Below are 24,894 nucleotides of genomic sequence, written 5' to 3' on the forward strand. Positions count from 1 at the left end.
ATTTATTCTTGGGGCCATAACTGGTGGCTAATGGTTGCTTTTCCTTGTCTTCTTTTGGGATCTCTCATTTTAGGAGGCTATAGTTTATGGAAAATCAATAAAAATAAACTTCTATATTTCTTATTTAGTATTCTTCCTTTTATTATTTTTTTAACTCTCCTTTCTTTTTAAACATGCACCTACAGATCAAACAAGCTAACATAGGATACAATAAAACATTAATTTCAAATGCTAATGCAGGATTGAAACTTGGTGATGTTTGCTTGTTGATTGGAAATAACGGAGTTGGAAAAACAACTTTAATCAAATCTATTCTTCACCAGATTTCATTATTGGGTGGGGAAATCTTAATTAATAGCAAGAATGTAAAAAAGCTGTCTGTAAAAGAAATTGCAGAGAATATTGCTATTGTATTTTCAAAGTCTGTTGTTCCACAGCATTATACAGTTGAGGATCTTATTTCGTTGGGAAAATACATCTACTACCCTTTTTATTTTGAATTAAAAAAGGAAGATCGTGAAGAGATAGCCCATATTATTGAAGAACTGGATCTTGAACAATATAAATATACGCTCCTTAAGAATCTTTCGGATGGGAACCTTCAGAAAGCATTTATCGGACGTGCCATCACCCAGAACTCCCCTATCATTATTCTGGATGAGCCTACCACCCATTTGGATGAAAAAAATAAGATTATTATCCTTAAAACTTTAAGGAGACTGGCCAAGGAACAGAATAAACTTATTCTGTTTTCTTCACACGACTGGCGCCTGGCTAAGGAATTTGCAGATAAAATATGGTATGTAAAAGATTCACAGCTTCATTCAGGAATTGTGGAAGATATATTACTTCAGCATGATGAACTCACCAATGCCTCATTATTTCAAATGAACGAGAATTTTATTCCACCACATATTTCTGCACCACAGGTTCAGAAGGAAATGCTCTATTCTTTGCTTCAAAAAAACTTCTCAAAAGACCTTTCTTCTCTTAATTTTGAATTTCAGGATGGTTTTTGGGTAATTACTAACGATTCGCTGAAACAACAATGCGAATCCTTTGAAGAAATCATAAATTTCATTGGAAACATTTACTAATCAATAGTTTTCTTTACTTATTTCACATACTATGCATGCATAGTATTATGCAAATCATACAATTTAACTCATTTATTATCAGGTTATTAACAAAATTTAACTTTAATAAATACTATGCATGCATAATATTTACTAAATTTGGGTAAAACCATTGGCGCAAAAATGATGGATAATAATAAGGAAAAAATAGAAAACGTAGATTTAATTTTAAAACAGACCTGGTTGGCTGTTTCTAAAATGTACACAGAATTGGCTCAGGAACATGATTCCACGGCAGTACAAGCACTTACCCTTCTTAAAATTGATCCCAAAGAAGGAACGCGAAGTACGAATCTTGGACCTAAAATGGCCATAGAACCCACTTCCCTAACGAGAATCATTAAACTTCTGGAAGATAACGGATACATCTATAAGGAGAAAACCACCACAGATAAAAGAGAGGTGATTATCAAACTTACAGACAAAGGCTTAAACTCCAGAAATATGTCTAAGGAAGTTGTTGTCAATTTCAATAAAAAAGTAATGGAAAAGATCAGCCCGGAAAAGATGGATACTTTTAAAGATGTGATGACTGAGATTATGAAGATTGCAAATGAACTCCTCAATAACAGAAAATAAATTATCATGAACTGTATGGTTCATGTAACCTTATAAATAATAAAAAAATAGATATGAAAAGAAGAATCAAACATGTAACGGTTCTTGGTTCAGGAATTATGGGTAGCGGTATTGCAGCTCACTTCGCCAACATTGGTGTGGAAGTGTCACTTTTGGATATTGTACCTTTTGAATTGTCTGAAGCTGAACAGAAAAAAGGTTTGACTAAAGAAGATAAGGCAGTAAGAAACAGAATTGCTACCGAAAACTTCGAAAAACTGAAAAAAGCAAGCCCTGCACTTCTTTATTCACCAAAGTTTGCAGATAGAATCAAAGTTGGAAACTTCGATGATGATTTACCAAAAATTAAAAATACAGACTGGATTATTGAAGTAGTAGTAGAAAGACTTGACATTAAAAAGTCTGTATACGAAAAAATTGAACAGTTCAGAAAACCGGGAACACTAATTTCTTCCAATACTTCAGGGATTCCAATCCACTTCTTGACAGAAGGAAGAAGCGAAGACTTCAAAAAATACTTTGCAGGAACTCACTTTTTCAACCCGGTAAGATATCTTCCTCTTCTTGAGATTATTCCAACAAACGATACAGATCCGGAAATCATAGACTTCTATATGAACTATGGTGCTAAATTCTTAGGTAAAACAACCGTTTTAGCAAAAGATACTCCTGCATTTATTGCAAACAGAATTGGGGTATTCTCTATGATGGATCTTCTTCACAATGTACAGAAATTAGGACTTACCGTTTCTGATGTTGATAAATTAACAGGTCCGGTAATTGGTCGTCCAAAATCTGCAACTTTCAGAACTGCTGATGTTGTAGGTCTTGATACTTTGGTAATGGTAGCCAACGGCGTTCGTCAAAGCGGTGCTGAAGCGAATGACTTTAACGATGTATTTGCTCTTCCTGCCTATATCCAGAAAATGATGGATAATAAATGGTTAGGTTCAAAAACAGAACAGGGATTCTATAAAAAAGTGAAAAACGCAGAAGGTAAATCTGAAATTCACGGATTAAACCTTGACACATTAGAATATGAGCTTCAAGGAAAGTCTTCATTCCCTACATTAGAATTAACAAAAGCTATTGATAAGCCAATCGACAGATTCAAAGTATTGATCGGTGGTAAAGATAAAGCTGGTGAACTTTACAGAAAATCATTAGGCGCATTATTCGCTTATGTTTCTCATAAAGTTCCTGAAATTTCTGACGAAGTTTACAAAATTGACGACGCTATGAGAGCTGGTTTCGGATGGGAAAATGGTCCATTTGAAATCTGGGATGCTGTAGGTGTTCAGAAAGGTATTGAATTGGCTAAAGATGCCGGATATGAAGTTTCTGACTGGGTTAAAAATGTAGAAACATTCTACAAAGTTAACGATGAAGGACAGAGTATTTATGTTGACAAAAATTCAGGAGAATATAACAAAATTCCTGGACAGGATGCTTTCATTATCCTTGATAATATCAGAAAAAATAAAACGCTTTGGAGTAATTCAGGTTCAGCCATTCTTGATTTAGGTGATGGTATCATCAACTTTGAGATCCGTTCAAAAATGAACTCTCTAGGAGGCGAAGTTTTAGATGGATTAAACAGAGCTATTGATTTAGCAGAAAAAGAATATGACGGATTAGTAGTAGGAAACCAAGGCGCAAACTTCTCTGTAGGAGCTAACCTTGCCATGATTCTTATGATGGCTATTGAGCAGGATTGGGATGACTTGAATATGGCCATTGCTTATTTCCAAAAATCGATGATGCGAGTGCGTTACTCTTCTATCCCTGTAGTAGTTGCTCCTCATGGAATGACTTTAGGAGGCGGATGCGAAATGACAATGCATGCAGACAGAGTGGTTGCCGCAGCAGAAACTTACATCGGACTGGTTGAAACCGGAGTGGGTGTAATTCCTGGTGGTGGTGGTACTAAAGAACTTGCCTTAAGAACTTCCAGAGAATTCCACAGCGATGATGTTAAAAACAACAGGCTTCGTGATGCTTTCATGAATATCGCTATGGGTAAAGTAGCTACTTCAGCATATGAAGCTTATGATATGGGAATCCTTGAAAAAGGAAAAGACATTGTTTCTGTAAGCAAAAACAGACAGATTGCCGAAGCTAAAAAGGTGGCAAAACTATTAGCTGAACAGGGATATACTCAGCCTATCGAACAAAAAGTAAAAGTTTTAGGTAGAGATGCATTAGGAATGTTCTACGTAGGAACAGACCAGATGTTAACAGGAAAATATATTTCTGAACACGACAAGAAAATTGCTGATAAGTTAGCTAATGTATTGGTAGGTGGAAACTTGTCTGAACCCACAGTGGTTACTGAGCAATACTTATTGAATCTTGAAAGAGAAACATTCCTTCAGCTTTGTGGTGAAAGAAAAACTTTAGAGAGAATTCAGTATATGCTACAGAATGGGAAGCCATTAAGAAACTAACGGGGAGCTCCGTAGGACCGAACTGTTAATAGCTATTGAATAATTTTAGAAGATGAGAGAGCCTCGTAGAGGCGACCTGTTAGATTTTATGGCCAATACCTATACACAGATTTATATTCAAATTGTCTTTGCAGTCAAAGGAAGACAAAACCTGATTTCAAAAGAAAACAGAGAAGAATTACATAAATTGATTACAGGTATCGTTTCTAATAGAAATCAAAAATTATTCGCAGTTTTTGCAATGCCAGACCATGTACACATTCTCGTAAGTATGAATCCGACACAGTCAGTTTCAGATTTAGTAAGAGACATTAAAGCTGGGTCTTCAAAATTCATCAATGAAAAAGGATGGATAAATGGAAAATTCAATTGGCAGGAAGGATACGGAGCTTTCTCTTATTCTAAAAGCAGTGTTGATCCAGTGGTGAAATATATTTTAAACCAGGAGGAACATCATAAAAAGAAAACTTTTAGAGAAGAATATCTGGATTTGATGTCAAAATTTGAAATTGAATATGATCCAAAATATCTATTTAAATGGATTGAAGATTAACAGGTCGCTCCTACGGAGCTCCACAGATTGCAAAAAAGCATAAACAAATATCTATGAACAGTTTACCTCTATGAGGCGAAAATCTTTCAAAAACAATTTAATTAAACAAAAAATGAAAACAGCATACATCGTAAAAGGATTCAGATCAGCAGTAGGAAAAGCACCAAAAGGTTCCCTGCGTTTTACACGTCCTGACGTAATGGCAGCTACCGTTATTGAAAAATTAATGGCTGAGCTTCCGCAATTAGATAAAAACAGAATTGATGACCTTATTGTAGGAAATGCAATGCCTGAGGCAGAGCAAGGATTAAACGTTGCCCGTTTGATTTCCTTAATGGGTTTAAATACAGATAAAGTTCCGGGAGTAACTGTAAACAGATACTGCGCATCAGGAAGTGAGGCTATTGCCATCGCTTCCGCAAAAATTCAGGCTGGTATGGCAGATTGCATCATCGCTGGTGGCACAGAATCTATGTCCTATATCCCGATGGGAGGTTATAAGCCGGTTCCTGAAACAGATATCGCTAAAACAAACCCTGATTATTACTGGGGAATGGGTTATACTGCAGAAGAGGTAGCAAAACAGTATAATATTACAAGAGAAGAACAGGACCAGTTTGCTTTTGAGTCCCATATGAAAGCTTTAAAAGCAAATCAGGAAGGTAAATTTGCCAATCAGATTGTTCCAATCCCTGTAGAGTATAATTTCCTTGATGAAAACCAGAAGATCCAGACTAAGAAATTCGATTTCTCTGTGGATGAAGGTCCAAGAGCAGATACTTCTTTTGCTGGTTTGTCTAAGCTTAGACCTGTTTTCGCTAACGGAGGAAGTGTAACTGCCGGAAACTCTTCTCAAATGAGTGATGGAGCTGCTTTCGTTATGGTTATGAGCGAAGAAATGGTAAAAGAATTAGGTCTTGAACCGGAAGCAAGATTAGTAGCCTATGCTGCTGCAGGTCTTGAACCAAGAATTATGGGTATGGGACCCGTTTATGCTATTCCAAAAGCATTAAAACAGGCAGGTCTTGAACTAAAGGATATCGATTTGATCGAGCTAAACGAAGCATTCGCATCACAATCAGTGGCTATCAAAAAAGAATTAGGCTTAAATCCTGATATCTTAAACGTAAACGGAGGAGCCATCGCTCTTGGTCACCCGCTAGGATGTACAGGAACTAAACTAACGGTTCAACTTCTTGACGAAATGAGAAGACGTGGTAACAAATACGGAATGGTTTCGATGTGTGTGGGAACAGGGCAAGGAGCAGCAAGTATTTTTGAACTACTATAAATAGATGAATAGATAATAGACAGAGAGATAATAGACAAATTTGAACATCTATCATCTATCCGTCTATTATCTAAATAGTCTCAAAAATACAAAGAAGAATGAATGGTTTTAAAAGGCACAATTTCAAAAAGCTTAAAATCTGGCAGCTAGGTCTGGAATTATCAAAAAGCACTTTAGATCTTACTGATACCTTTCCAACATATGAAAAATATGGTTTGAAAAGTCAAATGGACAGATGTGCAATTTCAATTCCATCAAATATAGCTGAAGGATCAAGCAGAACGAATAAGTCTTTTAGTCATTTTCTGGATATTTCTTTAGGTTCATCATTTGAATTGCAAACACAAATATTGTTAGCAAATCACAGAAAATATTTATCTGATGAAAAAAGTGAAATCTTTGAAGTTAAAATTGAAGAATTTCAAAAAGCAACAATGGTATTTCAGAATACTTTAAATAAAGATTAATTAAGAGAAAAAGATAATAAAAACAGATCAATAATAGACAATGTTAAACATCTATCATCTATCCGTCTATTATCTAAATAGTCTCAAAAAATAATAAAAAAATAAAATAATATATGGCTACATTAAAAGGAGGTGAATTCCTAATCAAGGAAATTCCTGCAAACGAAATTTTCAGTATTGAAGAACTGAATGAAGAACAAAAAATGCTTCGTGATTCAGCGAAGGAATTTATAGATAGAGAGGTGGTGCCTCAAAGAGAGCGTTTCGAAAAGAAAGATTACGCGTTTACTGAAGAAACAATGCGTAAGCTTGGTGATATGGGAATGCTGGGAATAGCAGTTCCTGAAGAGTACGGAGGTCTTGGAATGGGCTTTGTAACAACGATGCTGGCTTGTGATTACATTTCAGGAACTACAGGATCATTGGCGACAGCTTATGGGGCGCACACCGGAATTGGAACCCTGCCTATCGTTCTTTACGGAACTGAAGAGCAAAAGAAAAAATATCTTCCGGACTTAGCAACAGGAACAAAATTCGGAGCTTATTGCTTAACTGAGCCTGATGCAGGTTCAGATGCGAACTCTGGAAAAACAAGAGCTAAGCTTTCTGAAGATGGAAAACATTATATCATCAACGGACAGAAAATGTGGATTTCTAATGCAGGATTTGCTGATACATTCACTTTATTTGCAAAAATTGATGATGATAAAAATATCACCGGTTTTGTAATCAACCGTTCTGAATTGGAAAACCCTGAAAGCTTAACTTTCGGTGAGGAAGAGCACAAATTGGGTATTCGTGCATCTTCAACGCGTCAGGTTTTCTTCAATGACATGAAAGTTCCTGTAGAGAATCTTTTAGGAGAAAGAAACAATGGTTTCAAAATCGCTTTAAATGCATTGAACGTAGGTCGTATCAAATTAGCAGCAGCTTGTTTAGATGCACAAAGAAGAATCTTAAACCACTCTATCCAATATTCTAACGAAAGAAAGCAGTTTGGAGTTTCTATCGCCACTTTTGGAGCAATCAGAAAGAAGATTGCTGAAATGGCAACCGGAGTTTTCGTAAGTGAAGCCGGTTCTTACAGAGCAGCGAAAAATGTTCAGGATAAAATTGACGAATTGGTAGCAGGCGGAATGGATCACCAGGCTGCAGAGCTTAAAGGTGTTGAAGAATTCGCTGTAGAATGTTCTATCCTTAAAGTATTCGTTTCTGATCTTGCACAACACACTGCGGATGAAGGAATTCAGGTATACGGAGGTATGGGATTCTCTGAAGACACTCCGATGGAAGCGGCTTGGAGAGATTCTAGAATTTCAAGAATCTATGAAGGGACTAACGAGATCAACAGATTATTAGCAGTAGGAATGCTTATTAAGAGAGCAATGAAAGGTGAATTAGACCTTTTATCCCCTGCAATGGCAATCAGCAAAGAATTGATGGGTATTCCTTCATTTGAAGTTCCAGATTATTCAGCATTCATGAGTGAGGAAAAAGCAATCATCGCTAACCTTAAGAAAGTATTCCTTATGGTTTCCGGAGCAGCTCTTCAAAAATATATGATGGATATCGAAAAACAGCAGCACTTATTGTTGAATGCTTCTGAAATCCTAAACCAGATCTATATGGCAGAATCTACAGTATTAAGAGCTGAGAAACACTTCTCTCCTGATTCTGTAGAAGCAGCTATGGCTCAGTTGAACCTTTACAAAGCTGTTGAGAAAATCACTGTAGCAGCTAAAGAAGGAATTATTTCTTTCGCTGAAGGAGATGAGCAGAGAATGATGCTTTCCGGATTAAGAAGATTTACAAAATACACTAACAATCCAAATGTAGTAGCATTAACTGAAAAAGTGGCTGCTCACTATATTGATAAAGGAGCTTATTAGTCTTTATAACATAAATTTGATTTCAAAACGTCCCATTTTTGGGGCGTTTTTTCGTTTAAAATTTGATTACATAATGCTTATATAACATCACTCACATTCATATTTTAACGATTGTCCATTAACCTTCAAAATGATTTATTCTATGTATATTTAAATATAGTTTTCCTATAACCAGGTTTTTATCCACAGTCATTAATTATGAAAACAACTCTTCTCATCGCCGCTCTCCTACTTTCAGCCTGTAACTGTAAGGAATCAAAAGACATCAATAAATCGAATCCTCAGACAGGGATATGCGCCTGTGAAAAGATAAATAACAACGAAACCATTATATATGCAACCAATATACATATAAAAAAAGATGCTGAAAACAGTCTATTGGAGTTCCGGTGTGCATCTATGCTTATCGGAACTGCATCAGTAAGTGATATCAGCGGTAATAATGAACATTGTGAAGCCATGTATAGCATTCAATGTGTATCATCAGTAAATAAAGAGCTGCAACTATCAACAAATTTTAAATATTTTACAGACAAATTACAATCGCAGGATATGTTTTTTGAAGACTTAAAAAATAATGAAGATGATTATTTTGAATTTAGACTGGCTTCGGACAGAAAAATCATTTCTATTTCAAGATTAAATATTCATTAAAATCTGCTATGTAATTACTCCGTTCTTTTTATCAGAAAAAATGTTTTATAAATATTTATAAAAAAGTACAGTTTTAATAAATCAATTACAGACTGAATAACAGATGATTTAATATTTTTTTCCTAATTTTATTATAACTAAACACCATTAATTCAAAATACAAACCTATGGGAAAATTTATTATTTCTAAAAGAGCCAGTGGCGATTTTCAATTCAACCTTAAGGCCGGAAACGGTCAGGTCATCTTAACAAGTCAGGGATACGGTACAAAACCATCCTGCGAAAACGGAATCAATTCTGTAAAAACCAATTCACAGGAAGATGCCAAATATGAAAGGAATACCGCCAGAGATGGAAGATGTTACTTTAATCTTAAGGCCGGAAATGGGCAGATCATTGGAACAAGCCAGATGTATGAAACTGATAACGGCATGGAAAACGGGATAGAATCTGTAAAAAACAATGCTCCCAGCGCTTCTGTAGAGGATCAAACAGATTTGTAGAATAATCTTAAATAATCTCAATAAAAATGTCTTATTTTTTTAAGGCATTTTTTATTTTTGTACTCTATTTTGATAGAAAAGATGACAAAAGAAGAATTACTAAATAAAGCAATAAAGATTGCCGATAAGGCTCATAAAGGACAAACGGACAAATACCATGCTCCTTATATAGGACATGTGATGCGTGTAATGGAATACGGTAAAACAATCGATGAAAAAATTGTTGGGGTATTACATGATGTTGTAGAAGATCATCCGGTGGAATTCAGTCTGGACTATTTAAGAAGCGAAGGATTTCCGGAATACATGATCTTTGCAATCAGCTGCCTTACCAAGTTTGATCCGGAAGAGGATTATGATGATTTCATTAAACGAACAGAAAGATCTCTGCTTTCTGTTGCCGTAAAGATAAACGATCTGCGTGATAATATGGACCTTAGAAGAGTAAACCGAGAGCTTACTCCTAAAGACATTAAAAGGTTTAATAAATACCTTAAAGCTTATCGTTATCTGGTGGAGAAGTATTAATCTGCACCAGGGAAATCGTACGTTTTTACATGATGACCGGTATCATCAATGTTGATATTCAGAGCCAGATAAATAAAATGTAAATTTTTATTTCCTTTTGCTTCAAATTCACGTTGCCAAAGATATCCGGTTGCTATTCCAAAATAATCATCGATCTGATAGCCGAAACCACCATAGACTCTGTTTCTGGCAAAAGTAGGCTTCATCGGGGTTACGAAGAAAATCTCATCATAAGCATTGGCAAAAACAGTTCCTTTCTCTATAGTTTTGGAGTTTAAAGGTACGCTTACATTCAGACGGTAACGGTAACGCATCCTTTGAGAAGTATTATCGCTTTGAGGTTCATAAAACCAGCTTTTTTCCACACGGAAACGGTTTTCAAATTTCACGATGCCTTTTTTAATGTCAATGACATCCTGAAGCCATACCCTGAACTCTTCCCTGCTTAATTTATGGTCTTTATAGTTAACATATCTTCCAAGCCCCACAAATGGTTTGTGATTCTTGGTAAGATTATATCCTACCCCTCCTTTTATTTCATAATAATCCGGATACGAATATTCTTCGTTACCTCGCAATTGGCCTTCTCCGTATAAGAAAAACTTGGGATGAAACTTATAGGTTAAAGTCACTGCATTGAAGCTGGAAATATGTTCCTGAGCTTTAAAGAAAGAAAGACTAAGAAGTAGACCTAAACCTAAAAAACGTTTCATAAAAAATTTTTGCAAATGTAATTTTTTTAACAATTTATTAATATTAACTTTCATTAATATTGAATTAACACTTACTTCATATTAATTGTATAAGAAAAACCAATATGGAACCATCTTTGTGGCATTTCCACTCCAAAAGCTTCCGTATATTTCGTATTGGTAATATTATTTACCAGAACATAGACGGAATAGTCTTTTCTGCTAAAGCTTAATTTATCATCTACAAGCTGATAGCTGCCTAAACTCTGTCTCTGATTGTATCGATAAACAACCTCATTCGTGAAAGAACCAAGGAATTTTGTTTCCATTTTACCGATGAACTGGTGTCTCAGATTATCCATAATATATTTTGAAACAAATTCATTGGATTTTTGAAATTTACCATCAATATAGGTATACCCTGCCATCAGCTTCAGCCAATTGTTCATTTTGTAGTTTACTTCTGCTTCTATTCCTTTGATTTTGATGTTCCCTACATTTTCGGCAGCCCATGTCTTATCATTGATATCTTTTTTAACCCAATCAATAGAATTCTTTGAATCTCTCAAAAACCCACTGATTTTAGCTAAAATCTTTTGATCCTGATATTGGTATCCCACCTCGGATGAAACGCCATTTTCAGGCAGCAGATTCGGGTTTCCGCGCTCCTGTGGACTTACATAATAAAGATCTGTAAAAGTAGGTATACGGTGTACTTTTGCAATATTTCCGTATATTTTATTGTTAGGATTGAAATTATAACCTACATCCAGTCCCGGATAAAAGAAATTTCCTTCCTTAGAATAATTAGCCCACGAGATTCCCGGGGTAATGTTCAGTTTTTTATCTAATAAAGAAAAATGGTGTTCAAAGAAAACCTGGGAAACAAAACGGTTCGGATTTCCTAAATTGCTGCTCACCAAAAACTCCTTTCTCAGTTCTACACCTACTCCGGTAGTTCCCAATCCCCACTGGTAACTGGAATTCACTTCACCACCCACATTATTTCCTATATGCATATTTCTATAACCCTTAGGATTCTGTCTGGTATAAAGATACATGTCCTGCCCTCTTCTCCAGTATATGTTAGAATTAATCTTTAGTTTTCCGAATGTCTGCTGATGAGCAATACTCACAATAGAAGCCTGCATTTCTTCATACTGGTCTACAGCATTTTTGGAAGCATAAAATCCATTAGCACCGAATTTTTTTTCTGAAAAACCGGCCTGAAGTCTCAGATCTCCGTTTTTAATATTCAGTTTTCCCTGATAGAATACGTTTCTGATCTCGTAATCGGTATTATACATATACCCTTCTGATCCCGAAGTATTGGCCTGAAGAGTATTTGCAAATTTCTCATTTCCCAGCTGGGCATTAAAGCCTAAACCATAGGAACCATAGTCACCGCCTTCAGCACTTATTTTAACTTTCTTCCCTATTCCGGGCTTAGTAATCACATTAATGACGCCTGCATAAGCATTTTGCCCAAAACGTCTTGCTGCAGGACCTTTTATAATCTCAATTTTCTCCACATCTTCCAGATCTACCGGAATGTTCATGGAATTGTGACCTGTTTGAGAATCATTGATTCTTACTCCGTTCAATAATAACAGAACCTGTTCAAAGGAGCTTCCACGGAAACTGATATCACTCTGAACTCCATTGGATCCTCTCCTTCTGATGTCCATACCCGGAACCTGCTGAAGAATTTCATCAATACTTTTAGATGGAGCATTGGCAATATCTTCTTTTGTAATAACAGTGATATTCTGGTTAGCACTTTTATAAGGTGTGGAGATAAATTTCCCCTGAAATTCTATGTTTTCAATATCTGTAGTCTTTTCCTGTGCCTGTGCCCAAAGCAGAGATCCCAGAAAAAAAACACTTCCTATCTTTTTGATCATAATCGTTTCCGCAGTTTCTTTTAACAAGGATCAAAAGTAAGGGAGTTCATGAAGACAGGCAAATGATACTTGTCATAAAAAAAGACGCGGCTGAATGCTGCGTCTATGTTTTTGTGAGGGGGTAATTCTATCTTTTTCTCATTAAATGTGTAACTAGATCTCTGAATAATTTTCTCATTTCTATATTACATATTTATGAATACAATTTTAAATAATTTTAAAACATAAAACAATACCTGAATAAAAAAACATATTAAAGCAAGTGAAACTGTTTGAAATTCAACAAAAATAAAAGGTAAACACAGAATAATTCCACAAAAAACTTCTTAAATATTCTTTTTTTGAGTACAATATTGTGGTATCAAAACACCAATTTTTGTTTTTTTATATACAATTTTAGTCATAGGAAAAGCTTATAATTTTTGCTAAAAATTTCGTAATTTTGTGGGTCTTAATTTTTCGACAGAAGTCTTCTTTTTCAACTGTATTTTGAGCAGCATTTCTAATGTCTTGCCTTTGTCTGATGAATCGGAAAACAAATTTGAAAGTTCAATTAATGACATCCGGAATGTTCCGGAAACACCATTAGACTGGCTGCTTACAACGCTGTACAGTTGCTTTTATGAATAAACAAAATATGGCTGATACTACAGAAATAGATATTAAAAAACAGATTTTCGTTAAGAATGCCCATCTTAACAATCTGAAACATATAGATGTCCTGATCCCAAAAAATAAATTGATTGTTATTACAGGAGTATCAGGAAGTGGAAAGTCATCCCTGGCTTTTGATACCATCTATGCAGAAGGACAAAGAAGATATGTAGAAAGTTTGAGCTCTTATGCCCGCCAGTTCCTGGGAAAATTAGAAAAGCCTAAAGTGGATGATATTAAAGGGCTTGCACCATCTATTGCCATCCAACAGAAAGTAATTTCATCCAATCCGCGTTCTACCGTAGGAACCTCTACGGAGATCTATGATTATATGAAGCTTTTATTCGCAAGGATCGGGAAAACATTTTCTCCTGTTTCCGGAGAGGAGGTAAAAAAAGATTCAGTTTCCGATGTCGTTGATTTTATTAAAGCCTCTAAAAAAGATACTTCCTTTTTATTGACCGCTCCTCTGGAATATGATGCTGACAATTTTAAGGAAACCTTAAATATTTTAAAACTGGCAGGTTTTACAAGACTTGAGATCAATGGAAATGTAGCTGGAATTGAAGATCTTGAAAGTTTTGGATTTGCGCCGGAAAAAGGCATGAAGATCAATCTTGTGATCGACCGTTTTTCATACGAGGAAGATGAGAGCTTTTTACAGCGACTGGCAGATTCTATTCAGATGGCATTTTATGAAGGCCGCGGCTACTGTTCTCTAAAAAATACAGATACCGAAAAGGTAAAAGAATTTTCCAATAAATTTGAATTGGACGGTATGGAATTCCTTGAGCCGAATGTCCATTTTTTCAGTTTCAATAATCCATATGGAGCTTGCCCTGCCTGCGAAGGGTACGGAAAAGTAATCGGAATAGATGAAGATCTTGTGGTTCCTAATAAAACATTATCCATCTACGAAGACGCTGTAGTCTGCTGGAGGGGAGAAACCATGAGCGAATGGAAAAAAGATTTTATCAAAAAGGCCGGGGACTTCCCTATTCATAAGCCTTACCATCAATTGACCAAAGAACAGAAAAATTTCCTTTGGAAAGGTGATGGTAAAAGTAATTTCCCATGTCTCAACAATTTCTTCAAAATGCTTGAAGAAAATCTTTATAAAATTCAGTACAGGGTGATGCTTTCCCGTTACAGAGGAAAAACGCTTTGTCCAACGTGTGAAGGACTGAGACTGCGTGAAGAAACAAGCTGGGTAAAAGTAGACGGATATAATATTCAGTCCATGATTGAACTTCCTTTAGATGAACTGTCACCACTAATCAACAGTTTACAACTGTCTGATCACGATAAAGAAGTTGCCAAGAGACTATTGTACGAAATTACAACCCGCCTGGAGTTTTTATTAAAAGTAGGTTTAGGATATTTAACATTAAACAGAACCTCCAATACCCTTTCCGGAGGGGAAAGTCAGAGGATTAACCTGGCCACCAGCCTGGGAAGTTCTTTGGTAGGTTCCATTTATATATTAGATGAGCCTTCCATTGGATTGCATTCCAAGGATACGGAAAACCTCATCGGAGTATTAAAAAATCTTCGTGATCTGGGAAATACTGTCATTGTGGTGGAACATGATGAAGATGTCATGCGTGCTGCAGATTATATTATTGATATCGGCCCGGAAGCAGGTTATCTGGGAGGAGAACTTGTATTTGCAGGAGATTATAAAGATCTTAAAAAAGCCAATACCCTTACTTCAGAATACCTTACAGGAAGACTGGAAATAGAAGTTCCGAAGAAACGCAGAAAAGCAAAAGAATGGATTCACATTAAAGGAGCACGCCAAAATAACCTTAAAAACATTGATGTAGATCTTCCTTTGGAAAGTCTGGTTGTTATTTCAGGAGTTTCAGGAAGTGGAAAGTCGACTCTGATGAAGGAAATCCTTACCAATGACATTCAGATCCAGCTGGGAATGGGTGGTAAAAAAGGAGATTATGATTCTGTAGAATTCCCGAAGAAGCTTATTAAAAATATTGAACTGATCGATCAAAATCCAATAGGAAAATCGTCACGTTCAAACCCTGTAACCTATCTGAAAGCTTATGATGACATCCGTGATCTTTTTGCCAAGCAGAAAGTGGCTAAAATGATGGGCTACAAACCGAAACACTTCTCTTTTAACGTAGATGGCGGAAGATGTGATGAATGTAAGGGTGAAGGAGTGATCAATGTTTCCATGCAGTTTATGGCTGATATTGAACTTGAATGTGAAGTTTGTAAAGGAACCCGATTCAAAAGTGAAATTCTTGAAGTAAAGTTTGATGAAAAAAGTATCTCAGACATTCTTCACATGACTGTAGATGAAGCGTTGGAATTCTTTAAGGATAATAATGAAGAAAAGATAGTTACCAAACTGAGACCTTTACAGGAAGTAGGATTGGGCTACTTACAGTTGGGGCAAAGCTCTTCTACCCTTTCTGGTGGTGAGGCACAGCGTGTGAAACTGGCTTCATTCCTTGTAAAAGGGGTTACTACAGATAAAACATTATTTATCTTCGATGAACCTTCTACAGGTCTCCATTTCCACGATATTAAAAAGCTGTTGAAATCATTACAGGCACTGATAGACCTTGGACATTCGGTGATTGTTATTGAACACCAGCCGGATATTATCAAATGTGCAGACTATATCATTGATATTGGTCCGGAAGCCGGAAAATATGGTGGTGAGGTTGTTTTTGCCGGAACTCCTGAAGATCTGACGAAAAATAAAAAATCTTATACTGCAAAATACATCAAGGAAAAACTTGAACAATAAATACAGACAGAGAGCCGTTGAGCTCTCTGTTTTGATTTTAAGGCTCGGGAAAATCAACGATTTTAAGTGTATTCTTTATTTGTAACGAATGCACGAATATTTTTAGCTGCTTTTATATTATGGACTCGTATAAAATCCCTATTTATACTATAAATTAAATTATTTTTTAAATCATGCAGACAGATAAGTTTTATGCATAACAAATAAGAATATTCATGAATTCGTGACGATCTTTTGGCAAATAAACTCTTTCTACTTATAGCATCAAAAGTCAGAATTACCTGACATTTCTGTGTATTTCAAAATGAATACGATCATTGTAGAGGAAAATTTTTATCTTAGAAAAAAGAAAACCACTGCTATTTTTTTAATCAAAATCTATAGAAACTATGCAGCCTGTTTTAAGATGAAATATATCAAAAGCTTCATTCCCTTATCCTCACTTTTATTCCTTCTCAACTGCTCTGTAAAGAAAAATATAACTTCAAGTAATGAATATGAAGTGAAGCGGGATACATTAACTTTACTTGACCCAAGCAGAAACCGTAAGATTCCGGTGGCATATTATCTGCCTAAAACCAATAAGAAAATTCAGAATCAGCAAGTGATTATCTTTAATCATGGGTATGGCTTCAATAAAGGTGGAGATTATTTTGTGTATTCTTATTCAACGGAAACGCTGGCTTCAAAAGGGTATTTCACAGTGAGCATTCAGCATGAGCAGACCACAGACTCTCCCCTGCCTGTGGAAGGAAACCTCCAAATGGTAAGAAGACCTTTCTGGCAAAATGGGTCCGACAATATATTATATGTATTGAATGAGCTTAAAAAAACAAAACCGGATCTGGATTATAAAATCATTGCGATGGATAACCGGAGGATGCTCCTTCCGAGGACAAGTATTCCTAAAATCTATTCGTTACGTTCCAATGATTATCCTGCTGATGAAGGGGTTTTACCTACAGAAGAAGAACAGAAAAAAATATCACCTGACGATACAGCTAACCACTATCAATCATAGTCATATGAATAATAAAGGCAGTGATGAAGAGAAGAAAATATTGAATGATTTTGTGATGAAATACCTGAATGAACAGTAATTGTAGACATTTCTTTTCTTCTGAAAGAATAATGAGAGAACAATCCCGGACTTATCCACAATAAATTGTGGATAACTTGTGAATTTTAACATTAAATTCACATTTCTTATTAAAAATATTACTACATTTACTATGTAATAAACATCGAAGTGGAAACTTTATTTGCTTTTCTTACTACTCTTGAAATTGCAATTAAATTTGAAATAAAAATTTAAGCACAGCATTGTCGGCTGTGCTTTTTTATTGTTGTCTAATTAAAAAAATGAGATGTCTTATCTACTGAATCTGCCTCTAAAGGGCAGATTCTTTTATTCTAAAGATTCCAAATACCAAAAGCCACCCACCTATTCAATCTCGAAATCTTAAAAAAACATATACAAACATTTGTATAATCTATGATGGAAAACTAACGTATTGATTTAAAATACATACAAGAATAATTTGTATTTTTATTTTTCAAAAGGCCTTATAGTTCAATGGATAGAACAAAAGTTTCCTAAACTTTAGATCCAAGTTCGATTCTTGGTAGGGCTTCGAAAAATTATTTACAAGGTTTGTAATCAACATAATAGTAAAAACACGATTTATTAAAGAATTTAATCGACTAATATTATTTCAAAATTCTTTATTTAATCAATATTCTTTACGAGTAGCCAACCAGTAAATACTTTACCGTTTGGAAGCGTGATGACATACCAATAGCTAGCGGTAGGAACAGGTCTTCCCGCAATAGTTCCGTCCCAATTAACCTTGGTATTGGTATTTTGTTCAAAGATCAGGGTTTGGTAGCGGTCAAATACTTTAGCATTGGTCATCTTGCCTCCAAAAATCTGAAGATTTTTTACAATCCATCGATCATTTCTACCGTCTCCATTAGGGGTAATCGTATTGTTTATATCTAAAACCACTTCCTGATGCTTTACAATACATTCTTCATTTTCATATTTCACATAAAAAGTAATAATCTCTTCCGGCAGACCATTGAATAGATTGCTCCCCTGCCATATTATGCCGTCTATAGAGTACAGGATTGTCTTTGATCCGGTAGCAAATACCGTACAAATACCTCCAGTAATACTAATGTTCTGAATAACCGGAACATCGAAATGTTTTACTTCCATGGTTGCCATATAAGAACAGCCGTTATCAGATACTATGGTAAGACTGTATATACCGGCTACTTTAATTCCCTTCACTGTTGCAGCATTTGAAATAGTATTTCCGTTAGGGTCTTTCCAGACATAGCTTACAATATTATACCCTTGAATATTCGCGGTATAAGTAAATGAACCCTCAGGGCAGAAATATTGTTCAGGTATCATGAAAAATGGAGGCTTTTTTAAAGACAGTTTAATTTCAGCTTTTTCGGAACAGAATCCGGGAACACTCACCTTTACATAGACTGTACTGGAACCTGTATTCTGATTGAATAGATAGACCGTAGTATTTACAATGGCATTCGTCCCTGCATTAAGTTCTGCCATAGAAGAATAATAAGCAAATGTTACATTGGCACCGGGATACATCTGCGGCATAAACTGGGTTAAATCAACATTTTCAATGCCGTCATCTCCTGCATCGCAGACATTGTCCAGCGGGAACGGACCCGCATTTTGGAGTGTCAGTTTGGTCCCGAATACAAAATTAATAATAGTCATATCATCGCAACCCAGTATATTCTGGATTTTTACCCACATCTGTGTTGGAAAAGGCTGAGCAGAATAATTGGAAGGGTTTGCAATGGCGTTTACTCCATTTTGTGCATCCTGCTGGGTCAGATAAAAGCTAAAGGCATTCATTGCATTAGGAATATTGACCATTGAGCTGGTATAATTCAATAAATTAACTTCATAGCTGCCATCTAAATTTTCATCACAAACACTAATAGTAGTAGTAATGGCTTTAGGAGGAAAATAGGTATTGAGCTGGATGGAAGCTATGGAATAACAGCCAGTAGTATTGGATTGGAATCTCACCCATACCGTTACTGTAGATACATTTGTTGTCATAGTGTTTCCAATCTGATTGGCCGGATTTCCCAAAGCGGCATCAGCGGCACTAAGATAATAGGTTATCGTCATTGCTGAAAGTGGCTCAGTGTTTTGAGCAGGAATGAATAACTGGGCAACCGCATCACTCAGCTGGAAGGTTTCATTTAAATTAAAGTTTTTATCACAGGTATTCAATACAGCATTATTCAACACAATTGGAGACAAAAATGTCATTTGTATATTGTATCAGATCATTGATTTATTACATACTGCAGAAATTAAACATGGAATACGCAGAAATAAATCACTTAGGTTTAGAAAAAACAGATACTAAGATTGCTTTTCAGTTTAAAAAGTTAGTTGAAGTTCATATGAACAAAAAACAGCGTGTTAGCGAATATGCAGACATGTTAAATATAAGCCGCATATCTCTTAACGAAGCTGTTAAGAAACAATTCAACATTACAGCTGTACATCTCCTTAAACAAAGACTGCTGTCTGAGATAAAAGATTATTTAATATACTCTAACTTAACAATAGCTGAAATTGCTTATAAATTAAACTTCTCCGATCCCAGTCATTTAATGAGATTCTTTAAAGCTGCAACAGGGCAGACCGCTGGAAATTTCAGGTCTCAATATATTTAATGTATTAATATAAAATAAGTTATCTCGTTGAAGAAAGTGAATTTGTCACCCACAAAGTTTTTGTAACCGCCTTTAAAAATGAACATGGTGTAACCCCCTCCTATTTTATTGAGAAACTGAAAGCTTCTTTATTGATTATATAAATGATTACTAAAGTTTAGCTTGCTAGAAGAAGTTCTATATGATTGAGTTTGACCTTGAAGATATTAGTAATAACAGATATTTAATTAATTGTAAAGCCTCAATACTATTAAAATAAAAATATACTCTAAGGATCAAGCTCAATTAAGATTTCTATTATAGAATTTGTATGGCATTTTTGGTAAGAACTTCCATAGAATAAATTTTAGATTGATTAAACTATATCGTCTGTATCTTAGCAGACAACTTCCATATCTTTTATCAGAACTTTAACAGGTATTTTCAAATCTGTCTGGATTTTAACTCGTAATGCTTCCAATGCGGAAGGTTCACCGTGAACCAACATGATCTGTCGGGGTGGATTCTTATATTTTTTTATCCATTCTATCAGTTCAGATTGGTCGGCATGGGCAGATAAACCTGTTAATTCAACAATATTTGCTTTCACAGGATAATATATTCCGTGAATCTTTAATTCGTGAGATTCATTTAGCAAGGCTCTTCCGCGAGTACCTTCCGCCTGAAATCCAACAATCAATACTGTATTCCGACTATTTCCTACATCATGTTTTAAATATTCAAGCACACGTCCTCCTGTCAGCATACCACTTCCTGCAATAATTATTTTGCTTTGTTTATCATGAATGATCTCCGCTGTATTTGCATATTCTCTGTTAATATTGATATGCTCAATAATTTCCAACCATTTTTCTTCATCTACAGTAGTATACTCAGCATATTTAACCATAATATCAGTGGCTGAAGCTGCCATAGGGCTATCCATTATTATTGGAAGGTTACGGGGTATTCTGTTTTGTTCCTTGAGCTGAGAAAGAATATAAATAATTTCTTGTGCTCTACCCACAGCAAAACTCGGAATAATTACATTTCCGTGGTTTTTAACAGTAAGATTGATCCAATGCTCCAAACTATCATATAAATTGGTATTGTCATGAAGCCTGTCTCCGTATGTTGATTCCATCACTAAAAAATCAGCTTTAGTAAAAAAATCAGGCGGAGCAAGAATAGCACTGTGGCTACGCCCTATATCTCCTGAAAAAATAATGGCTTTATCAAAGCATACAATTTCTACTGAACAAGCTCCAATGATATGACCACAGGGCTTGAATCTGCATTGTATGTGATTACTTAACTGTATGCTGGTATTTTCCTTCACAGTAAAAAATTGTTTAAAAGATTTTTCAGCATCATTTATCGTGTATAAAGGCTTTGCAGGATTATGCTTGGTATAGTGATGATAGTTTGCTTTTTCTGCATCCTCTTCCTGTAATTTTGCACTGTCAAGCAAGATTAATTTAGTCAGTTCCCTCGTAGGTGCAGTCATATAAATTTTACCTTTAAATCCATTTTTTACAAGAAGGGGAATATATCCGCAATGATCCAGATGAGCATGGGTAAGAATAACAAGATCGATTTCTGCTAAATCAATATTTAGTGCCTCCCAGTTTTGTTCACGAAGTGATTTTATCCCTTGAAATAATCCGCAATCGATTAATATGGTCAGCTCCGAGGTTTTTAGTAAATGCTTAGATCCGGTAACGGTCCCCGCTCCTCCAAGGGATTTTATAATCATAGTATTCATCTCTTTATTTTTTATTAAACCTGTTGCTCATCTGAAAATAATTTTGATCAAACCATAAAGGAGTAAATTTTCAAATGAATAACAGGCTTTATGAATTAATAGTGAAAAAATCAACGTATTTTAATCTCTTTTACTTCTCTTTTATCCAGATTAGTTTTACTGATTGTAATATTTAACAGCCCGTTTTTATAATTGGCTTTTATATGTCCTAACGTGATATTTTCCGGGAGACGGAAACTGCGGGAAAATGAGGAAGCAGAAAACTCTTTTCTTACAAAATTTTCCTTTTCTTCTTTTTTCTCTAACCTCTTTTCAGCGCTGATAATTAGCGATCCGCCTTCCACTGCTACCTTAAAATCTTTTTTCTTAAAGCCGGGAGCGGATACTCTGACTTTATAGACACCATTTCTGTCAATGATATTAATGGTCGGTTCCATTTTCATTGATTCATCTAAAAATCCGTCTTTATTCCAGAACTCTTCTATTACACGAGCCATTGGAGATTGAGTGGTTTTTTCTAAAGTTTTCATAATAAAATTATTTTAGTTTAATACTCCAAAGGTATTATGGGAACAGCATTCTGACCATGATTTCAGTTAGGGTTCTACATGATCCTGGTCACTATTTGCCCAATTATCTAAGGTTTCAATAATCAAGGAAGCAGCCAGTCTTGGATCTGAACATTTAATAATTTTGTATTGTATTCCGGAATTTTTAATAATCGATAAATTAATAAAAAACTCTTCCTTCGATTTTAAAATGAGGTATGGAATTCCCAATGAAATAAGTTTCAGGATAAAACTATGTGAAAGTTGATTTTCCTGATTGATGATAATGACAGCATCTTTTGCCTCTGCAAAATGAACTGTATTTTCATCCAAAGGATCTGTTATGATGGTAATCTTGTGTGTCTTACGATTAGCCAACGCAAGAAGTTCTTTTTCTTCCTGATTTATATTATAAACTATCACTTTCATAATGTCTTTTGAATAATCAAATGTATTGAACCCATTAGAACTATTCAATGTATAAAATCATTATAAAAAGTGACAGATATTAGTTTTTCAATTTTTGAAGACGTGAAACGTCGAGTATCGTAATCTTGCCTGCATTTCTGTCTATTAAATTTTCTTCTTTAAAATCACTGAGAATTCTGCTTACTGTTTCAATAGCCATTCCCGCCATAGAAGCAAGGTTTTCTCTTGAAATTTCAAAATTTTCAGTTTGAGGATGTTTTGTGTGAAGTTTAAGCAAGACTTCTGCCATTCTTTTTCTTACTGAAAAATAGGCAAGCTGCAATAGCTGCTCCTCATGACTGATAACATTTCCGGCAAGAATCTTAATAAATTTTTCTGCTACATCAGGATATTTGTAAAACAATTGATCGATAACCTCTCTGGGAACTGAACATAGAGTGGCTTCTTCCAGAACTTCTGCAGTTTCTTTGTATTCTTTTCCAGCAAATAATGAGGTAATGCCAAAATAATCTTCAGCGCCATATACACCAGTCATAAATTCCTTCCCATCTTCTGTCATTTTTGTTGTTTTTACAGAACCCGATATCATTAAATATACTGTACTTGCCGCATCTCCTTCATAATATATCACCTGCTTTTTTTTAAAAGACTTAATTTTCCTCTCGCTAAAAGCTTTTTGCAATTCTTCAAGTCCATGTGATGCCTGAAATAAATTGGTGATTTGAGTAAGATTGGAACTGTAAATATTTCTCTGTCGTTCCCTTTTTTTCAGACGGCTTTCTATGGCATTCAGAAGTTCTATATCATCATAAGGTTTTGTAAGGTAATCATCTGCTCCCATTTCTATACCTTTCCTTATTTCAATCCTGTCTGCTTTTGCCGTTATAAAAATAAAAGGAATAAGTGCAGTATCTTCTCTTTTATTCAGAAGGTGCAGTACACCATAGCCATCAAGCTCCGGCATCATGATATCACACAGTATGACATCCGGAATATGTTTTATGGCCAGATCTATGCCCTGTTTACCATTAGAAGCTTGATATACTTGATAATTGGCAAGTTCAAGGATCTCAGAAGTACTTTCACGAATGTCCTCATTGTCCTCTATAATCAGTATCTGTATTTTTTCCATCTCAACTCAATTGGAATATTATTATCAATTTTTAGGAAATGATAAAGTAAACTCAGTTCCTTTACCGAATGTGCTTTCGAAATGTATCTTTCCATCCATAAGTCTGACATAGCGGTCTACAATATTAAGTCCTAAGCCGGTTCCGGGAATATTTCCTGTATTATGAGCACGGAAAAATGGTTGGAAAAGACCAGAATGATCATCTTCAGGTATTCCTATTCCATTGTCTTTTACTGAAAATACATACCTATCTTCATTTATTTCTGTGGAAAACTCAATCAGGGTGTGTTCTCCGGAATATTTTATAGCATTACTCATCAGGTTCATAAGACAATTCTTCAATAAATTTTGATCTAAATTGATTTCACTTTCTGATCCTGTGTGCTGGTAAATTATAATTTGATCTTCTTTGGTGATAAGCTGCATTTCTTCCGTTAGTTCTTCTGAAAACCTAATGACATCAAATAGGCAGTGATTGGGATGCACAATCCCTGCTTCCAGCTTTTCCAATGAAAGAAAATCATTGAGAATGCCGTTCAAACCCCCAATAGCGGTCTTTATTTTATGAAGGTGCTTTACAATCTGGAGGCTGTCCGAAACCTGAAGGTATTTCTCTATCAAAATAACAGACAGCTGCATAGAGCTTAAAGGCGTACGAAATTCATGAGATGCCATTGATACGAAACGGCTTTTCATACGGTTCAGTTCTTTTTCTTTTTCCAGAGATACATTGGCTTCTTCTTTTGCTATCTCCAATTCATGAAGCATTTTTTTTAGTGATTTTGTACGGTTTCCAACTAATTCTTCCAGCTCACTGGCATATCTTTTAAGAGATTCTTCCGCTTCTTTTTCTTTGGAAAGATCATGGATAAAACCTGTATAAATCATCCTATCCTGATACTGTACTTCACTCACTGCAAGCCTGAATGGAAATTGAGTACCATCTTTTCTTAAACCTTTTACTTCTCTTCCTTTTCCGATGATTTTTTTTTCGCCGGTAGTCTGATAATTGAGTAGATAACCATCATGCCGGCTCCTGTCTGGTTCCGGCATTAATAATGAGATATTTTTCCCGATTAATTCTTGTTCTTTGTAACCAAATATTTTTAGTGCAGAGGGATTCAGGCTTTCTATCCTCCCCCTGTCATCAATGGTTATAATACCGTCAATAGCCGTTTCAATAATGGCTTGCAACAGTTTGGCACTTTCCATAGTTATTGTATTATGCAG

Annotated in this window: 21 protein-coding genes and 1 tRNA gene; 14 read left to right on the forward strand and 8 right to left on the reverse strand. The window is 35.3% G+C overall.

Annotated elements, in window-relative coordinates; all coding sequences use genetic code 11:
* Nucleotides 1-173 precede the first annotated feature (173 nt).
* The 10 genes from DRF65_RS03115 to DRF65_RS03160 all read left to right on the forward strand — a co-directional run bounded on the left by DRF65_RS03115 (nucleotide 174) and on the right by DRF65_RS03160 (nucleotide 10,047).
* Nucleotides 174-1,097, forward strand: coding sequence for an ABC transporter ATP-binding protein (locus tag DRF65_RS03115; RefSeq protein ID WP_115968797.1), 924 nt, complete (start codon nucleotides 174-176; stop codon nucleotides 1,095-1,097).
* A 165-nt stretch (nucleotides 1,098-1,262) separates the two neighbouring features.
* Nucleotides 1,263-1,715 carry a MarR family winged helix-turn-helix transcriptional regulator gene (locus tag DRF65_RS03120; protein WP_045502437.1) on the forward strand — a complete coding sequence of 151 codons (453 nt, stop codon included), beginning with the start codon at nucleotides 1,263-1,265 and terminating at the stop codon, nucleotides 1,713-1,715.
* Between the two features lie 53 nt (nucleotides 1,716-1,768).
* Entirely contained in the window at nucleotides 1,769-4,162 is a 2,394-nt protein-coding gene (locus tag DRF65_RS03125; protein WP_115968798.1) for a 3-hydroxyacyl-CoA dehydrogenase/enoyl-CoA hydratase family protein, read from the forward strand.
* An 88-nt stretch (nucleotides 4,163-4,250) separates the two neighbouring features.
* Nucleotides 4,251-4,715, forward strand: a complete 465-nt coding sequence (gene tnpA, locus DRF65_RS03130; RefSeq protein ID WP_115969161.1) for an IS200/IS605 family transposase — start codon at nucleotides 4,251-4,253, stop codon at nucleotides 4,713-4,715.
* 112 nt (nucleotides 4,716-4,827) lie between these two features.
* Nucleotides 4,828-6,006 carry an acetyl-CoA C-acyltransferase gene (locus DRF65_RS03135; RefSeq protein WP_115969163.1) on the forward strand — a complete coding sequence of 393 codons (1,179 nt, stop codon included), beginning with the start codon at nucleotides 4,828-4,830 and terminating at the stop codon, nucleotides 6,004-6,006.
* 98 nt (nucleotides 6,007-6,104) lie between these two features.
* Nucleotides 6,105-6,473 (forward strand): four helix bundle protein, encoded by a 369-nt coding sequence (locus DRF65_RS03140; RefSeq protein WP_115968799.1) that lies wholly within the window; start codon nucleotides 6,105-6,107, stop codon nucleotides 6,471-6,473.
* Nucleotides 6,474-6,586: 113 nt separating this feature from the next.
* Nucleotides 6,587-8,362, forward strand: a complete 1,776-nt coding sequence (locus DRF65_RS03145; RefSeq protein ID WP_115968800.1) for an acyl-CoA dehydrogenase family protein — start codon at nucleotides 6,587-6,589, stop codon at nucleotides 8,360-8,362.
* A gap of 198 nt (nucleotides 8,363-8,560) precedes the next feature.
* A complete protein-coding gene (locus DRF65_RS03150) occupies nucleotides 8,561-9,016 on the forward strand; it encodes a hypothetical protein (RefSeq protein WP_115968801.1) in 456 nt (151 codons plus the stop codon).
* Between the two features lie 167 nt (nucleotides 9,017-9,183).
* Nucleotides 9,184-9,519 (forward strand): YegP family protein, encoded by a 336-nt coding sequence (locus DRF65_RS03155; protein ID WP_115968802.1) that lies wholly within the window; start codon nucleotides 9,184-9,186, stop codon nucleotides 9,517-9,519.
* An 81-nt stretch (nucleotides 9,520-9,600) separates the two neighbouring features.
* Nucleotides 9,601-10,047 carry a phosphohydrolase gene (locus tag DRF65_RS03160; protein ID WP_165852161.1) on the forward strand — a complete coding sequence of 149 codons (447 nt, stop codon included), beginning with the start codon at nucleotides 9,601-9,603 and terminating at the stop codon, nucleotides 10,045-10,047.
* On the opposite strand, the gene DRF65_RS03165 is transcribed toward DRF65_RS03160, so the two are convergent.
* Nucleotides 10,044-10,760 carry a DUF2490 domain-containing protein gene (locus tag DRF65_RS03165; RefSeq protein WP_115968804.1) on the reverse strand — a complete coding sequence of 239 codons (717 nt, stop codon included), beginning with the start codon at nucleotides 10,758-10,760 and terminating at the stop codon, nucleotides 10,044-10,046. The two genes, DRF65_RS03160 and DRF65_RS03165, sit on opposite strands and share 4 nt — an antisense overlap.
* A gap of 71 nt (nucleotides 10,761-10,831) precedes the next feature.
* On the reverse strand, nucleotides 10,832-12,643 hold the full coding sequence (locus DRF65_RS03170; RefSeq protein WP_115969165.1) for a TonB-dependent receptor plug domain-containing protein: 1,812 nt from the start codon (nucleotides 12,641-12,643) through the stop codon (nucleotides 10,832-10,834).
* 637 nt (nucleotides 12,644-13,280) lie between these two features.
* Between DRF65_RS03170 and uvrA the strand changes: the two genes are divergently transcribed.
* The 3 genes from uvrA (at nucleotide 13,281) to DRF65_RS03185 (ending at nucleotide 17,707) form a co-directional block, all read left to right on the forward strand.
* Nucleotides 13,281-16,073: an excinuclease ABC subunit UvrA gene (gene uvrA, locus DRF65_RS03175; RefSeq protein WP_115969167.1), complete on the forward strand. Its 2,793-nt coding sequence runs from the start codon at nucleotides 13,281-13,283 to the stop codon at nucleotides 16,071-16,073.
* Between the two features lie 304 nt (nucleotides 16,074-16,377).
* Nucleotides 16,378-17,094, forward strand: a complete 717-nt coding sequence (locus tag DRF65_RS03180) for an alpha/beta hydrolase (protein WP_115968805.1) — start codon at nucleotides 16,378-16,380, stop codon at nucleotides 17,092-17,094.
* A gap of 541 nt (nucleotides 17,095-17,635) precedes the next feature.
* Nucleotides 17,636-17,707: transfer RNA gene (locus DRF65_RS03185), tRNA-Arg, on the forward strand.
* Between the two features lie 95 nt (nucleotides 17,708-17,802).
* On the opposite strand, the gene DRF65_RS03190 is transcribed toward DRF65_RS03185, so the two are convergent.
* A complete protein-coding gene (locus DRF65_RS03190; protein ID WP_115968806.1) occupies nucleotides 17,803-19,398 on the reverse strand; it encodes a T9SS type B sorting domain-containing protein in 1,596 nt (531 codons plus the stop codon).
* Nucleotides 19,399-19,448: 50 nt separating this feature from the next.
* Here DRF65_RS03190 and DRF65_RS03195 point away from each other — a divergent pair, with 50 nt between their 5' ends.
* Nucleotides 19,449-19,811: a helix-turn-helix domain-containing protein gene (locus DRF65_RS03195; RefSeq protein ID WP_228438479.1), complete on the forward strand. Its 363-nt coding sequence runs from the start codon at nucleotides 19,449-19,451 to the stop codon at nucleotides 19,809-19,811.
* Nucleotides 19,812-20,187: 376 nt separating this feature from the next.
* Here DRF65_RS03195 and DRF65_RS03200 read toward each other — a convergent pair whose 3' ends face one another.
* From DRF65_RS03200 to DRF65_RS03220, 5 genes are all read right to left on the reverse strand, one after another.
* The gene (locus DRF65_RS03200) at nucleotides 20,188-21,555 is read right to left on the reverse strand and encodes an MBL fold metallo-hydrolase RNA specificity domain-containing protein (protein WP_115968808.1); all 1,368 of its coding nucleotides are present in this window, start codon (nucleotides 21,553-21,555) and stop codon (nucleotides 20,188-20,190) included.
* A 110-nt stretch (nucleotides 21,556-21,665) separates the two neighbouring features.
* Nucleotides 21,666-22,085, reverse strand: coding sequence for an Hsp20/alpha crystallin family protein (locus tag DRF65_RS03205; protein ID WP_115968809.1), 420 nt, complete (start codon nucleotides 22,083-22,085; stop codon nucleotides 21,666-21,668).
* A gap of 66 nt (nucleotides 22,086-22,151) precedes the next feature.
* On the reverse strand, nucleotides 22,152-22,532 hold the full coding sequence (locus DRF65_RS03210; protein ID WP_228438481.1) for a Rossmann-fold NAD(P)-binding domain-containing protein: 381 nt from the start codon (nucleotides 22,530-22,532) through the stop codon (nucleotides 22,152-22,154).
* Nucleotides 22,533-22,611: 79 nt separating this feature from the next.
* Nucleotides 22,612-23,664, reverse strand: a complete 1,053-nt coding sequence (locus DRF65_RS03215; RefSeq protein ID WP_115968811.1) for a response regulator — start codon at nucleotides 23,662-23,664, stop codon at nucleotides 22,612-22,614.
* A gap of 24 nt (nucleotides 23,665-23,688) precedes the next feature.
* Nucleotides 23,689-24,876, reverse strand: coding sequence for a PAS domain-containing sensor histidine kinase (locus DRF65_RS03220; RefSeq protein ID WP_115969169.1), 1,188 nt, complete (start codon nucleotides 24,874-24,876; stop codon nucleotides 23,689-23,691).
* Between the last annotated feature and the right edge of the window lie 18 nt (nucleotides 24,877-24,894).

Source organism: Chryseobacterium pennae (assembly GCF_003385515.1).
GTDB classification, from domain to species: domain Bacteria; phylum Bacteroidota; class Bacteroidia; order Flavobacteriales; family Weeksellaceae; genus Chryseobacterium; species Chryseobacterium pennae.